Raw genomic sequence first — 15,122 nt, 5'->3', positions numbered from 1 at the left:
GTGTCATGACAGGCCGAGTTCGTTGTCGATGAGGTCGAAGAGTTCGTCGTCGCTGGCGCCGTCCATGCGGTCCTCGATGGAGTCCGCCGCCGTGCCGTCGCCGCCGGCCGCGGTGACCGCCAGGCCGAGGCGGCCCAGGACCTCCCGGAGCCGTCCGGCGAGCCGGTCGCGGTCCGCCGGGTCGTCGGGGGCGCCGGCGAGGGCGTCCTCCAGGCGGTCCAGTTCGGCGAGGCCGGGGACCGGGCCGGGCCCGGCGTCGGGGACCAGTTCGGCGGCGAGGTGTCCGGCGATCGCGGCCGGGGTGGGGTGGTCGAAGAGCAGGGTGGCCGGCAGGGGGTGACCGGTGGCGGCGCGCAACCGGTTGCGCAGTTCCACCGCGGTCAGCGAGTCGAAGCCGACCTCCAGCAGACCGCGTCCGGGCTCGACCGCGGCCGGGCCGCTGTGGCCGAGCACCAGGGCGGCGTGGGAGCGGACCAGGTCGAGGAGGACCCGGCCGCGCTGGGTCTCGTTGAGGGAGCCGAGGCGCTGCTTCAGGGCTTCGGGCCCGTCGGCGCCGGTGCCGGCGGCGGGGCCTGCGGCGCCGCGCCGGGCGCCGGGGCGCACCAGACCGCGCAGCAGGGCGGGGACGCCGCCGGTGGCGGCCTGGGCGCGGACGGCCGCGGTGTCGAGCCGCAGCGGGAGGACGACCGGCTCGTCGAGGGTGCCGGCCGTGTCGAAGAGCGCCAGTCCCTGGGCCGGGTCGAAGGCGACGATCCCGCCCCGGGCGATCCGTCGCAGGTCGGCCTCGGTGAGCCCGCCGGTCATCCCGGTGCTGTTGGCCCACAGGCCCCAGGCGAGGGAGCGGCCGGGCAGCCCGTCGGCGCGGCGCCGGTGGGCCAGTGCGTCCAGGAAGGCGTTGGCGGCGGCGTAGTTGCCCTGGCCCATGCCGCCGAAGACTCCGGCGATGGACGAGAACAGGACGAACTCGGACAGGTCCAGGTCGGCGGTGAGTTCGTGCAGGTTGACCGCCGCGTCCACCTTGGGGCGCAGCACGACGTCCAGTTGCTCGGGCGTCATGGTGGCGACGACGCCGTCGGCCAGGACGCCCGCGGCGTGCACCACCCCGGTCAGCGGGTGTGCGGCGGGCAGGGCGGCCAGCAGGGCCGCGAGGGCGTCGCGGTCGGCGGCGTCGCAGGCGGCGATCTCGGCGTCCGCGCCCAGGGCGGCGAGTTCGGCGAGGAGTTCCGCCGCGCCGTCGGCGGTGGGGCCGCTGCGGCTGGTCAGCAGCAGGTGCCGGACGCCGTGTTCGGCGGCCAGGTGGCGGGCGACGTGGGCGCCGATGGCGCCGGTGCCGCCGGTGATCAGGACGGTTCCGTCGCCGCCCCAGCCAGGAGTGCGTCCGGTGGCGGCCAGCGGTACGCGGGCGAGCCGGGCGATGTGGACGGCCCCGGCCCGGACCGCGAGCTGGGGTTCCCCGGAGGCGAGGGCTTCGGCGAGTACGGCGGGCGGGGTCTCGTGGGCGTCCAGGTCGAGCAGGACGAAGCGGTCGGGGTTCTCGGTCTGCGCCGAGCGGACCATGCCCCAGAGTGCGGCCAGGGCCGGGTCCGGGACGTCGTCGCCGGTCACCGGGACCGCACCCGCGGTGACCAGGACCAGCTTGGAGCCGGTCAGGCGCTCGTCGGCCAGCCAGTCGCGCAGCAGGGCGAGGACCGTTCCGAGGCCGTCGTGGACCGCGTCGCGAAGGGCGCCGGGCGGCGCGTACGGGGCCGGGGCGGGCGGGCAGGCGGCCAGGACCAGCCGGGGCGGCGGCGCGCCCGCGTCGAGCAGTGCGGACAGCGCGGCGAGGTCGGTGACCGTACGCCCGGGGAGCGGTGCGGCGCCGGAGAGCAGGGGCGTCCCGGTGCCGAGCACGGTCCAGGACTCCGGGCCGAGGACGGAGCCCGCCGCCGCGGCACGCTCGGGCAGGGCCTGCCACTCCGGGCGGAACAGTTCCTCGTGGTGTCCGGCGCGGGTGGCCTTGAAGCGGTCGGCCGAGACGGGCCGCAGGACGAGGGAGCGGGCCGAGACCACCGGCCGGCCGGTGGCGTCGGTCGCCCGTACGGCGACGGCGTCGCGGCCGGTGGGGGTGAGCCGCAGCCGGAGTTCGGTGGCGCCGGAGGCGAGCAGGCGCACCCCGTTCCAGGAGAACGGCAGCCAGCCCTGCGCGGGTCCCTCCAGGACGTCGAACACCAGCGCGTGCAGGGCGGCGTCCAGCAGGGCCGGGTGCAGGCCGAACGCGGCGGCGTCCGGCTGCTGCTCCTCCGGCAGGCTCGCGACGGCGTACACCTCGTCGCCGAGCCGCCAGGCCGCGCGCAGGCCCTGGAACGCGGGGCCGTAGGCGAATCCGCCGTCCGCGAAGCGCTCGTACAGGCCTTCCGTGTCGAGGGGGACGGCTCCGGGCGGCGGCCAGGCCGCGGGGTCCGCCGGGTCCACCGGGTCCACCGGGTCGACCGGGGCGGGTTCTCCGGCGGAGCTGAGCAGGCCGCTCGCGTGCCGGGTCCAGGGGGCGTCGGGGCCGTCGTCGGCGGCCCGGGCGTGGACGCTCAGCGGGCGGGTGCCGGAGGCGTCCGGGCTTCCGACGGTGAGCTGAAGTGCGACGGCTCCGCCCGCCGGGAGCACCAGCGGTGCCTCCAGGGTCAGTTCCTCGACCTGGTCGCAGCCGACCTGGTCGCCCGCGCGGACCGCGAGTTCCAGGAACGCGGTGGCGGGGAACAGCACGCCCTCGTAGACGCCGTGGTCGGCCAGCCAGGGGTGGCTGCGGACCGAGAACCTGCCGGTGAAGAGGAACCCGTCGGAGTCCGCGAGTTCCGTTCCGGCGCCGAGCAGCGGGTGGTCGACCGTCACCAGTCCGGCCGCGGGCAGGCCGGCCGCGGGCAGGCCGGCCTGCAGCCAGTAGCTGCCGCGCTGGAAGGCGTAGGTCGGCAGGTCGACGGCGGAGCGGGACGGGCCGCCGGCGTGGACGGCGTTCCAGTCCACGGGGACGCCCGCGACGTGCAGCCGGCCCAGGGCGGCCGTCGCCGCGGGTGCTTCGGGCCGGTCCCTGCGCAGCAGGGGCACCAGCACGGAACCGCCGGTGGCGCCGGTCAGGCAGTCCTGGCCCATGGCGCTGAGCGCGCCGTCGGGTCCGAGTTCCAGGAACGCGGTCACGCCGTCGCGTTCCAGGTGGCGTACGCCGTCCTGGAAGCGGACGGTACCGCGCACGTGCTCCACCCAGTAGTCCGGTGAGCCGAGTTGCTCGGCGGTGGCCGGCTCGCCCGTCAGGTCGGAGATGACGGGGATGGTGGCCTCCCCCGCGACGATCCGTGCCGCGACCTCGCGGAACTCGGCGAGCATGGGCTCCATCAGGGGCGAGTGGAAGGCGTGGGAGACCCGCAGCCGTCGGGTCTTGCGGCCGCGCGCGGCGAGCTCGGCGGCGATCTCGTCCACCGCCGCCGCGTCGCCGGAGATCACGGTCGAGGCCGGGCCGTTGACCGCAGCGAGGCCGACCTCGCTCTCGCGGCCCGCGAGCAGCGGCAGTACCTCCTCCTCCCCGGCGGCAAGGGCGGCCATCGCGCCGCCCGCCGGGAGGGCCTGCATCAGCCGTCCCCGCGCGACCACCAGCGCCGCGGCGTCGGGGAGGGTGAACACCCCGGCGACGTGGGCGGCGGCCAGCTCTCCCACCGAGTGGCCGAGCAGCCGGTCGGGGCGCAGGCCCCAGTGCTCGACGAGGCGGAACAGCGCGACACCGAGGGCGAACAGGGCGGGCTGGGTGTACTCGGTGCGGTCCAGCAGGCCGTGGCCGGGCTCGCCGGGCGCCGCGTCGATCACCTCCCGCAGCGGGCGGTCGAGCAGCGGGTCGAGTTCCGCGCAGACCGCGTCGAAGGCGTCGGCGAAGACCGGGAACCGCGCGTACAGTTCGGCGCCCATGCCGGTGCGCTGGCTGCCCTGGCCGGGGAACAGGAAGGCGGTCTTCGCGGCCGGGCCGGTCACACCGCTCACCAGGTCCGCCGACGGCTCGCCGGCGGCGAGGGCGGTGAGCCCGTCGAGCAGGGTCTGCCGGTCCGTGCCGGTGAGGGCGGCCCGGTGCTCGAAGGCGCTGCGGTTCAGCGCCAGGGAACGGCCCAGGTCCGCGACGTCGAGGGCCGGGGCGTGCTCCACGTGCCGGAGCAGCCGGGCGGCCTGCTCCCGCAGCGCGTCCGCGCCGCGGGCGGAGAGCAGCCAGGGCAGGGCGGGGGCGACGGGCGTGTCAGGGGTCGGCGCGGGGGCGGCGGCCGGGGCCGGCTCGGTGGGCTGTTCGAGGATGGTGTGGGCGTTGGTGCCGCTGACTCCGAACGACGACACCGCGGCCCGCCGGGGGCGGCCGGTCTCCGGCCACGGGGTGTCCTCGGTGAGCAGCCGGACCGCGCCGGCCGACCAGTCGACGTGGGGTGTCGGCGCGTCGACGTGGAGGGTGCGCGGCAGCGCCCCGTGCCGCATGGCCTGCACCATCTTGATGATGCCGGCGACTCCGGCGGCGGCCTGGCTGTGTCCGATGTTCGACTTCAGCGACCCCAGCCAGAGCGGCTGCCGCGCGCCGCGTTCCCGGCCGTACGTGGCCAGGAGTGCCTGGGCCTCGATCGGGTCGCCCAGCCGGGTCCCGGTGCCGTGCGCCTCCACCGCGTCGACCTCGGAGGCGGTCAGTCCGGCGTCGGCGAGGGCCGCCCGGATGACCCGCTGCTGGGACGGTCCGTTGGGGGCGGTCAGGCCGTTGCTGGCGCCGTCCTGGTTGACGGCGGAGCCGCGGACGAGGGCGAGCACCGGGTGGCCGTTGCGCCGGGCGTCCGAGAGGCGTTCCAGGACGAGCAGTCCGGCGCCCTCGGCCCAGGAGGTGCCGTCGGCGGCGGCGGCGAACGGTTTGCAGCGGCCGTCCTCGGCGAGCACCCGCTGCCGGCTGAACTCCACGAACGCGCCCGGTGTCGACATCACGGTCACCCCGCCCGCGAGCGCCAGCGAGCACTCGCCGGCCCGCAGCGACCGGGCCGCGAGGTGGACCGCGACCAGCGACGAGGAGCACGCCGTGTCGACGGTCACCGCGGGCCCTTCGAGGCCGAGGCTGTAGGAGATCCGCCCGGACGCCACGCTGCCCGCGCTGCCGATGCCGAGGTAGCCCTCGAACTCCTCGGAGGGTTCGGTGACGCGCGACCCGTAGTCGTGGTGGCTGCATCCGACGAAGACGCCGCTCGCGCTGCCCTTGAGCGACAGCGGGTCGATGCCGGCCCGCTCGAACGCCTCCCAGGAGAGTTCGAGCAGCAGCCGCTGCTGGGGGTCGATGGTCAGCGCCTCGCGCGGGGAGATCCCGAAGAAGGCCGGGTCGAAGCGGTCGGCGTCGTGGAGGAAGCCGCCTTCCCGCGCGTAGGTGCTGCCGGCCCGGTCCGGGTCCGGGTCGTAGAGGCCGTCCAGGTCCCAGCCGCGTCCGGTGGGGAAGCCGGTGATCGCGTCCTGTCCGCCCGCGACGAGCTCCCACAGCTCCTCGGGGGTGCTGACGCCGCCGGGGTAGCGGCAGCTCATGGCGACCACGGCGATCGCCTCGTCCTCGGGCACCGTGGCGGCCGCGGGCACCTGCCCGGGAGCGTCGGGCGTCTCCGTGGCGGGCGCGCCCGGCAGTTCGGTGCGCAGGTGTCCGGCCAGGGCCGTGGCCGTCGGGTAGTCGAAGGCCAGGGTCACCGACAGGCGCAGGCCGGTGGCCACGGCGAGCCGGTTGCGCAGTTCGACGGCGATCAGCGAGTCGAAGCCGATGTCCTTGAACGCCTGGTCGGGTCCCACCGCCTCGGGCCCGGGGTGGCCGAGCACGGCGGCGACCTCGCGGCGGACGAGGTCCAGCAGCGCCCGGTCCCGTTCCGCCGGGGGAAGTGCGGCCAGCCGCAGGGCCGGCGGCTCGGCGCCGTCGGCCGTGCTCCGGGACCCGCTCACGGCGGCGAGAACGTCCCGTACCTCGGGCAGGTCCCCGAGGGCGGCACTGGGCCGAAGCGCCGTGAACGCCCGGGTGAAGCGGTCCCAGGCGAAGTCGGCGACGAGGACGGCCGTGTCGTCGTGGTCGAGGGCCTGGCGCAGCGCGATGGTGGCCGCGGCGGGATCCATGGCGGGCAGGCCGTCGCGGATCAGCCGTTCGGCGACCGCTCCGGAGGCGAGGCTGTCGCCGCCCCACAGGCCCCAGGCCACCGAGGTGCCGGGCAGTCCGAGGTCGCGGCGCTGCCGGGCCAGCGCGTCGAGGTAGGCGTTGGCGGCGGCGTAGCTGCCCTGGCCGGTGCCGCCGAGCGTGCCGGCGAGCGAGGAGAACAGCACGAAGGCGGTCAGGTCGAGTTCACGGGTGAGCGCGTCGAGGTTGCGTGCGCCGTCGAGCTTGGGGCGCAGGACGCCGGCCGCGCGTTCGGGGGTGATCGAGTCGATCACCCCGTCGTCGAGGACGCCCGCGGTGTGCAGTACGGCGCGCAGCGGGCGCTCGGCAGGAATGCCGGCGAGCAGTTCCGCCAGTGCCTCGCGGTCGGCGACGTCGCAGGCCACCGCGGTGGCGGCGGCACCGAGTCCGCGCAGTTCGGCCAGCAGGGCGGCGGCCCCCGGGGCCTGTGCGCCGCGCCGGCTGGTGAGCAGCAGGTGCGCGGTGCCGGTGCGGGCGAGCCATAGGGCGATCTGGGCGCCGAGGCCGCCGGTGCCGCCGGTGATCAGGACCGTGCCCTCGGGTGTCCAGTCGCGGACGGGGGCGGTGTCACCGAGTCCGGCGTGGACGACCCTGCGGCCGTAGAGGCCGGTGGCGCGTACCGCCAGCTGGTCCTCGCCGTCGGGGCTCGTCAGTGCTTCGGCGAGCCGGGTCGCGGCCCGGTCGTCGAGCCGTCGGGGCAGGTCGACCAGGCCGGCCCACCGCTGCGGGTACTCGACACCGGCGACCCCGCCGAGGCCCCAGACCAGGGCCTGCAGCGTGCTGTCGATCCGGTCGGAGCGGCCGACCGACACCGCGCCCCGGGTGGCGCACCAGAGCGGGGCGTCGGTGCCGAGGTCGCCCAGGCCCTGGAGGAGTGCGACCGTCAGGGTGAGGCCGCGGGGAAGCGCCGATCCGTCGCCGTGCGGTTCTTCGGCCAGGGCGAGCAGCGACAGGATTCCGGCGGGCGGCCCGTCGGTGTGGTCGTGGGCGTCGCGGAGCAGTGCGGCGAACCGCGTCCGGTCGGTCGCGTCGGGGCCCGCCTCGACCAGGACGGGTGCGGCGCCGTGTCCGCGCAGGGAGTCCACGGCGAACGCGACGGCCGGGTCGTCGGCGGCGCCGGCCGGGGCGACGACGAGCCAGCTGCCGGTGAGCCGGGGCTGCTCGGGTGCCGGCAGGGGCTTCCAGGAGACCCGGTAGCGCCAGCTGTCGGCGGTCCGGTCGGCGGCCCGGCCGCGTGCCCACTCGGCGAGGGTGGGCACCAGGGAGGCGAGGGAGGCCCTCAGTTCCCCGTCCTCGACCCGCAGGGTGGTGGCGAGGGCGTCCAGGTCACCGTGGTCGACCGCCTCCCAGAAGCCGGAGTCGGCCGGACCGGTGCCGGTCATGGCGTCGGCGGGCCGGTCCGGGGTGGTGTCCAGCCAGTAGCGCTGCTGCTGGAAGGCGTAGGTGGGCAGGGGTCGTTTGCGCGCGCCGGTCCCGGCGAACACCGTGCCCCAGTCCACCGGCAGTCCACGCACCTGGAGTTCGGTGAGCGCGGCGAGGAAGCGGCCGGGGCCGCCCTCGGCGCGGCGCAGGGTGCCGACGACGGCTCCGTCGCCGGCCCCGGCCGCTTCGACGGCCTGCTGGAGCCAGACGGTCAACGCGGGGTGGGTGCTGCACTCGACGAAGGTGTGGTGTCCGTCGGCGATGAGTGCGTCGACCGCCCGTCCGAACTCCACTGGCCGGCGCAGGTTCTCGTACCAGTACGCGGCGTCCAGGGCCAGGGTGTCCAGGGGGCCGCCGCTGACCGTGGAGTAGAACGGGATGTCGGACGTCCGCGGCGCGGTGCCGCCGAGGAGGGTGAGCAGTTCCTCCCGCAGCTCCTCCACCTGGGGCGAGTGTCCGGCGAAGTCCACGCCGGGAACCGGCCAGGTCAGGACGCCCGCCTCGGAGTACTGCTCGCGCAGTCGTTCCAGTGCCGCCGGGTCGCCGGAGACCGTCACCGACGTCGGCCCGTTGACCGCGGCGACGTCGAGTGCCCTGTAGTCGGCGGACAGTATGTCGCGGACGGCCTCGACCGGCTGCGGCACGAACAGCATGCCGCCCCGTCCGGTCAGGGCCAGCAGGGCCCGGCTGCGCAGGGCGACGATCCGGGCCGCGTCGTCCAGCGAGAGCGCGCCGGCCACGCAGGCGGCGGCGATCTCCCCCTGGGAGTGGCCGACCACCGCGTCGGGGACGATCCCGTGCGCCCGCCACAGCGCGGCCAGCGACACCATGACGGCGAACAGCACCGGCTGCACCACGTCCACCCGGTCCAGCGGGGGCGCGTCGGGCTCCTCCCGCAGGACCGCGAGCAGCGACCAGTCCAGGTGCGGGGCGAGGGCGCGTTCACAGGCCGCGATCCGGTCGGCGAAGGCCGGGGCGTGGTCGAGCAGTTCCCTGGCCATGCCGGCCCACTGGGATCCCTGGCCGGGGAAGACGAAGACGGTCCTGGCCGATCGGGCGACGGTGCCTTCGACCAGGCCGGGTGCGCGGTCTCCCGCGGCCAGCGCGGCCAGGCCGCCCAGCAGGGTCGCGCGGTCGTCGCCGACGACGGCCGCACGGTGCTCGAAGGCGGTCCTGGTGGTGGCCAGGGAGTAGCCGACGTCGACGGGCGACAGCTCCGGATGTTCCGTCAGGTACGCGTGCAGCCGCTCCGCCTGGGCCTTCACCGCCTCGGCGGTCCGCCCGGACAGGACCCACGGGACGGCGGCCTGCGGAGTGTCCGGATCCGTCGCACCGGACACGGCGGACGGCCCGGCGGTGGGGACGGATACGGATCCGGCAGGCGCATCGGATCCGGCGGCGGGTACGGACCCGGCCGGCGAGGCGGGCAGCGGGAGTGCGGGCTCGGCGGGCGGCTGCTCGATGACGACATGGGCGTTGGTGCCGCTCAGGCCGAACGAGGACACTCCGGCCCGGCGCGGTCGGCCGGTCTCCGGCCAGGGTGTGGCCTCGGTCAGCAGTGCGACGGCGCCCGCCGTCCAGTCGACGTTCGGGGACGGCCGGTCGATGTGCAGGGTCCGCGGCAGCTCGCCGTGCCCCATGGCCAGCACCATCTTGATGATGCCGCCGACCCCGGCGGCGGCCTGGGTGTGCCCGATGTTCGACTTCAGCGACCCGAGCCACACCGGCCTGTCGGCCGGCCGGTCCTGGCCGTAGGTGGCCAGCAGCGCGTCGGCCTCGATCGGGTCGCCCAGCCGGGTACCGGTGCCGTGCGCCTCGACGGCGTCCACGTCGGCGGCCGTCAGCCGGGCGTTGGCCAGCGCGTCGCGGATCACCCGCTGCTGGGCCAGGCCGCTGGGCGCGGTCAGCCCGTTGCTCGCGCCGTCCTGGTTGATCGCCGAGCCGCGCAGCACCGCGAGCACCGGGTGGCCGTTGCGGCGGGCGTCCGAGAGGCGTTCCAGGAGCAGCAGGCCCACGCCCTCGGCCATCCCGAAGCCGTCCGCCGAGGCGGCGAAGGACTTGCAGCGCCCGTCCTCGGCGAGCCCGCGCTGCCGGCTGAAGCCGGTGAACGACAGCGGGGTGCCCATCACCGTGGCGCCGCCCGCCAGTGCCAGCGCGCACTCGCCCGAGCGCAACGACTGCGCGGCGAGGTGGACCGCCACCAGTGACGAGGAGCAGGCCGTGTCCACGGTCACGGCGGGCCCCTGGAGGCCGAGTTGGTAGGCGATCCTCCCGGACAGGACGCTGGTGGAGATGCCCGCGATGAACAGGCCCTCCAGTTCCTCGGGAATGTCACGCAGGGTGCCGCCGTAGCCCTGGTAGGAGGCGCCGGCGAAGACCCCGGTCGGGGTGCCGTGCAGGGACGCCGGGTCGATTCCGGCGCGCTCGATCGCCTCCCAGGAGGTTTCGAGCAGCAGTCGCTGCTGCGGATCCATGGCCAGTGCCTCGCGCGGCGAGATCCCGAAGAATCCGGGGTCGAAACGGTCCGCGTCCCTGACGAACCCGCCCGCGGCGGTGTAGCTCCTGCCGGGCCGGTCAGGGTCCGCGTCGTACAGCGCGTCGAGGTCCCAGCCCCGGTCGGACGGCAGCCCGGAGACGGCGTCGCGCCCGTCGGCGACCAGGCGCCACAGGTCCTCGGGGGTGCGTACGCCGCCGGGGTAGCGGCAGCTCATGGCGACGATCACGATGGGGTCGTCGTCCGCGGCGGGTGCCACCGACGGCGGCTGCCGGACGGTGGCGGGTTCCTCGGCGGCGCCCAGCAGTCCGGTCTCCAGGCGCCGGGCGAGCGCGGTCGCCGACGAGTAGTCGAAGACGACGGTGACCGGGAGCCGCAGGCCGGTGGCGGTGTTGAGCCGGTTGCGCATGTCCACGGCGGTCAGGGAGTCGAAGCCCAGGTCGCGGAAGGCGCGGCCGGGGGCGACCGCGTCCGGCGAGTCGTGGCCGAGGACCGCGGCCGCGTGGGTCCGGACCAGGTCGACCAGCGCCCGGGTCCGCTCGGCCGGCGGGAGCGGCTCCAGCCGGTCACGCAGCGCCGAGGGCGTGCCCTCGGCCCCGGCCCCGCCGGTCTCCGGTTCGGCGGCCAGCGCGGTGCGCACCTCGGGGAGTTCCCCGATCAGTGGGCTGGGGCGCGCCGAGGTGAAGACCGTCGCGAAGCGGTCCCAGTCGATGTCGGCGACCACGACCACCGTCTCGTCGTGGTCCAGGACCTGCTGGAGCCCGGTGATCGCGACCGCGGGCGGCATGAAGAGCACGCCGTGGCCGCGCAGGGTCTCCTCCGCCAGTTCGGCCGCCATCCCGGCCCCGCCCTCGGGGTTCCAGATCCCCCACACCACGGAGGTCGCGGCGAGGCCGCGGCTCCTGCGGTCCTCGGCGAGGCCGTCGAGATAGGCGTTGGCGGCGGCGTAGGCGCCGTGGACGGCGCTGCCCCACACCCCGGAGATGGAGGAGAACAGCACGAACGCGTCGAGCGTGTCCCGGTCGAAGAGCAGGTCCAGGTTCCTGGCCCCGCCGACCTTGGCGTGGAGGGTGCCGGCGAACTCGTCCGCGTCGGTGGCGGGCAGTGGCACCAGCAGCCCGGCCCCCGCGGCGTGGAAGACGGTACTGATCCGGTGGCCGTCCTGTTCGAGGCCGTCCTTCAGTGCGCGCAGGGCCTCCAGGTCGGCGACGTCGCAGGAGGCCAGGGTGACCCGGGCGCCGAGGGCGGCCAGTTCCTCGGAGAGCTCCGGCGCACCCGGCGCGTCCACGCCGCGCCGGCTGACCAGCACCAGGTGCCCGGCTCCCCGCCGGGCCAGCCAGCGCGCGATCTGCGCGCCGATCCCGCCGGTACCGCCGGTGATCAGCACGGTGCCCCCGGGCTGCCACCTCCGCCGCGGCGCGGTGTCGCCCAGGGCGGACCGGACCAGCCGCCGGCCGTGGCAGCCGGTGGCCCGTACGGCCACCTGGTCCTCGTCCCCGGCCTCACCGGCCAGCACCCGGCACAGCCGCGATGCGGTGTCCGCGCCCAGGACCTCCGGGAGGTCGATCAGACCGCCCCAGCGCTGCGGGAACTCCAGCGCGGCGACCCGGCCCAGACCCCAGAGCAGGTTCTGCGCGGCGCTGACCGCGCTCCCGGTGTCCGTGCCCCCGACCGACACCGCACCCCGGGTCGCCCACCACAGGGGCGCGCCGATCCCGGCGTCGCCGAGGGACTGCACCAGGGCCAGGTTGAGCGCGGTGCCCAGCGGGACGGAGGGGTGCGCCGAGTGCGGGCGCTCGTCGAGGCCCAGCAGCGACAGCACTCCCGTCACCGGGCCGGGCAGCGCGTCGAGGGACGCGCGGACCCGGTCGGCCAGCACGGCGCGGTCGGCCTCCGCCTCGGTGATCCGTACGTGGACCACCGCGGCGCCGGCCTGTTCCATGACGTGGACGACCGCCTCCGACCGGCGCACCCCGTCCTCGGGCTGACCGTCCGACGACAGGACGAGCCAGCTGCCGTCCAGTGGGACCGGAGGGCCCTCGGGCAGGGCTCGCCAGGTCACGCGGTAGCGCCAGGAGTCGAGCACCGAACGCTCGGTGCGCTCGTCGCGCCAGGTGGCGAGCGCGGGCAGCACCACGTTCAGCGGGTCCTCGGGCGCCACCCCGAGGGCCGTGGCGAACCGGTCCAGATCACCCCCGCCCAAGGCCTCCCAGAAGTCGTCGCCCTCCGAGGACGTTCGGGAAGGACCGCCCGCCGCGGGGCCGGTGTCCTCCAGCCAGTACGGGCGACGCTGGAAGGGGTAGGTGGGCAGGGAGACGCCGTCCGGACGGTGTCCGGCGAACACCCGGTCCCAGTCGGGCATCAGACCGCCCGCGTGGGCCTCTCCCAGGGACGTCAGGAAGCGGTCGAGGCCGCTCTCGCCGCGCCGCAGCGTGCCCACGACCACGGCGGGGCCCTGCGCGGAGCCGGCGGTGTCGGCCTCGTCGGCGCTCTGCTGGACACCGAAGGTGAGCACGGGGTGCGGGCTGGACTCGATGAAGAACCGGAAGCCCTCCCCCAACAGCGTCTCCGTGGCCCGCCCGAACTCCACGGTCCGACGGAGGTTGCGGTACCAGTACTCCGCGTCCAGCACCTCCGTGTCCAGCCAGCCACCCGTCACCGTCGAGAAGAACGGCACCGAGCCCGCCCCGGGAGCGACCCCGTCCAGGTCGGAGAGCAGGCGCTCGCGGATCTCCTCCACGTGCGAGGAGTGCGACGCGTAATCGACCTCGATCAGACGCGCCCGCACACCCTCCGCGACCAGTTCTTCCACCAGTGCCGTGACCGCGTCCGCGTCACCCGACACCACCGTCGACGACGGACCGTTCACCGCCGCCACCGACAACCGGCCCACCCACGGGGCGATCCGCTCCCGCACCGCATCCACCGGCAGAGGCAGCGACGCCATCCCACCACGACCCGCCAGCACCTTGATCGCGCGGGAACGCAACGCCACCACCCGCGCCCCGTCCTCCAGACTCAGACCACCCGCCACACAAGCCGCAGCGATCTCACCCTGCGAATGACCCACCACCGCGTCCGGAACAACACCGAACGAACGCCACACCTCCGCCAACGACACCATCACCGCCCACAACACCGGCTGCACCACATCCACCCGCGCCAGCAGCACCTCCGAACCCAACGCCTCCGTCAACGACCAGTCGACATAAGGCGCCAGAGCCCGTTCGCACTCCGCCATCCGTCCCGCGAAAACCTCCGACCCGGCCAACAACTCCGCAGCCATCCCCACCCACTGCGAACCCTGACCCGGAAACACCAACACCACACGACCCGACGACACCCCGTCGCCCCGCACCAGCCCCGGCACCGACCGGCCCTCGGCCAGCGCCTTCACGCCGTCGATCAGCCGGTCCGGGTCGGTGCCCACGACCACGGCCCGCCGCTCGAAGGCGGTACGCGTGAGGGCGAGGGCGCGGCCGGTGTCGGCGGCCCGCACGGGTCCGGGACCGGCGCTCAGGTGCGCCAGCAGCCGGGCCGCCTGGTCGCGCAGCGCCTCGTCGGTACGCCCGGACAGCACCCAGGGCAGCGGGTGCGCATCGCCACCGGCCGCGGTGTCGGCCACCGGTTCGGCTTCCTTCGCCGGGGCCTGTTCCAGGATCAGGTGGGCGTTGGTGCCGCTGACGCCGAAGGCGGACACCCCGGCCCGGCGCGGGCGTCCCGTGTCGTCCCAGGCGCGGGCCTCGGAGAGGATTTCCACGGCTCCCGACGACCAGTCCACCATGGGCGTCGGCCGGTCCGCGTGCAGGGTCCTGGGCAGTTCGCCGTGCTCGATCGCCAGCACCATCTTGATGACGCCGCCCACGCCGGCCGCCGCCGAGGTGTGGCCGATGTTCGACTTCAACGAGCCCAGCCACAACGGCCGTTCGGCGGGCCGTCCCTGGCCGTAGGTGGCCAGCAGGGCCTGCGCCTCGATGGGGTCGCCGAGGGTGGTGCCGGTGCCGTGCGCCTCCACCACGTCCACCTCGGACGCCGTCAGGCCCGCGTCCGCCAGCGCCGCACGGATCACCCGCTGCTGCGCCGGGCCGCTGGGCGCCGTCAGTCCGTTGCTCGCACCGTCCTGGTTGGTGGCCGAACCGCGGATGACGGCCAGCACCGGGTGCCCGTTGCGCCGGGCGTCCGACAGCCGCTCCAGCAGCAGGACGCCGGCGCCCTCGGACCAGCCGGTTCCGTCCGCGTCGGCCCCGAACGCCTTGCAGCGGCCGTCGGCCGACAACGCGCGCTGGCGGCTGAACGCCACGAACGCGTCGGGGGTCGCCATCACCGACACCCCGCCGGCCAGGGCCAGCGTGCAGTCACCCGCCCGCAGCGCGCGGATCGCCAGGTGCAGGGCGACGAGAGAGGAGGAGCAGGCCGTGTCCACGGTCACCGCGGGCCCTTCCAGGCCCAGGGTGTAGGCGATCCGGCCGGAGACCACACTGCTCGCGGTCCCGGTGTCCAGCAGGCCCTGGACATCGGGGAGGTGGCGCGAGCCCGCGCCGTAGCCGTTGCCGATCGCCCCGAGGAAGACACCCGTGCCGGTGCGCCGCAGCGTGCGGGGGTCGATCGCGGCCCGCTCGACCGCCTCCCAGGCGGTCTCCAGTGCCAGCCGCTGCTGGGGGTCCGTCGCCAGGGCCTCGCGCGGCGAGATGCCGAAGAACTCCGCGTCGAACTCGGCCGCGTCGTGCAGGAAGCCGCCGTTGCGGGTGTAGGAGGTGCCGGACCGCTCGGGGTCCGGGTCGTAGAGGCCCTCCAGGTCCCAGCCGCGGTTCACCGGCCAGGCGGAGATCGCGTCGGCGCCCCGGGAGACCAGGTCCCACAGCCGTTCGGGCGTGTCGGCGCCGCCGGGATAGCGGCAGGCCATCGAGACGACGGCGATCGGTTCGTGGCGGGCCTGCTCGGCCTCGCGCAGCTGCCTCCGGGCGTCACCGAGGTCAGCGGTGGCGCGCCTGAGGTAGTCGAGCAGCTTCTTGTCGTCGGACATCAGTGCCAGCT

The 15,122-nt window shown here is 75.6% G+C and carries 1 protein-coding gene; it reads right to left on the bottom strand.

Annotated elements, in window-relative coordinates; all coding sequences use genetic code 11:
• Positions 1-3: 3 nt before the first annotated feature.
• Positions 4-15,111, bottom strand: a complete 15,108-nt coding sequence (locus tag ACFVUH_RS13370) for a type I polyketide synthase (RefSeq protein WP_387913103.1) — start codon at positions 15,109-15,111, stop codon at positions 4-6.
• Positions 15,112-15,122: the final 11 nt, after the last annotated feature.

It is taken from the genome of Kitasatospora sp. NPDC058032 (assembly GCF_042885845.1).
Classification (GTDB): Bacteria; Actinomycetota; Actinomycetes; order Streptomycetales; family Streptomycetaceae; genus Kitasatospora.
This window is presented reverse-complemented; position numbering and strand designations above follow the sequence as displayed.

Excerpts from the sequence above, each read along its gene's own strand:
- ACFVUH_RS13370 (WP_387913103.1), bottom strand. The coding sequence starts at position 15,111 with ATGTCCGACGACAAGAAGCTGCTCGACTACCTCAGGCGCGCCACCGCT.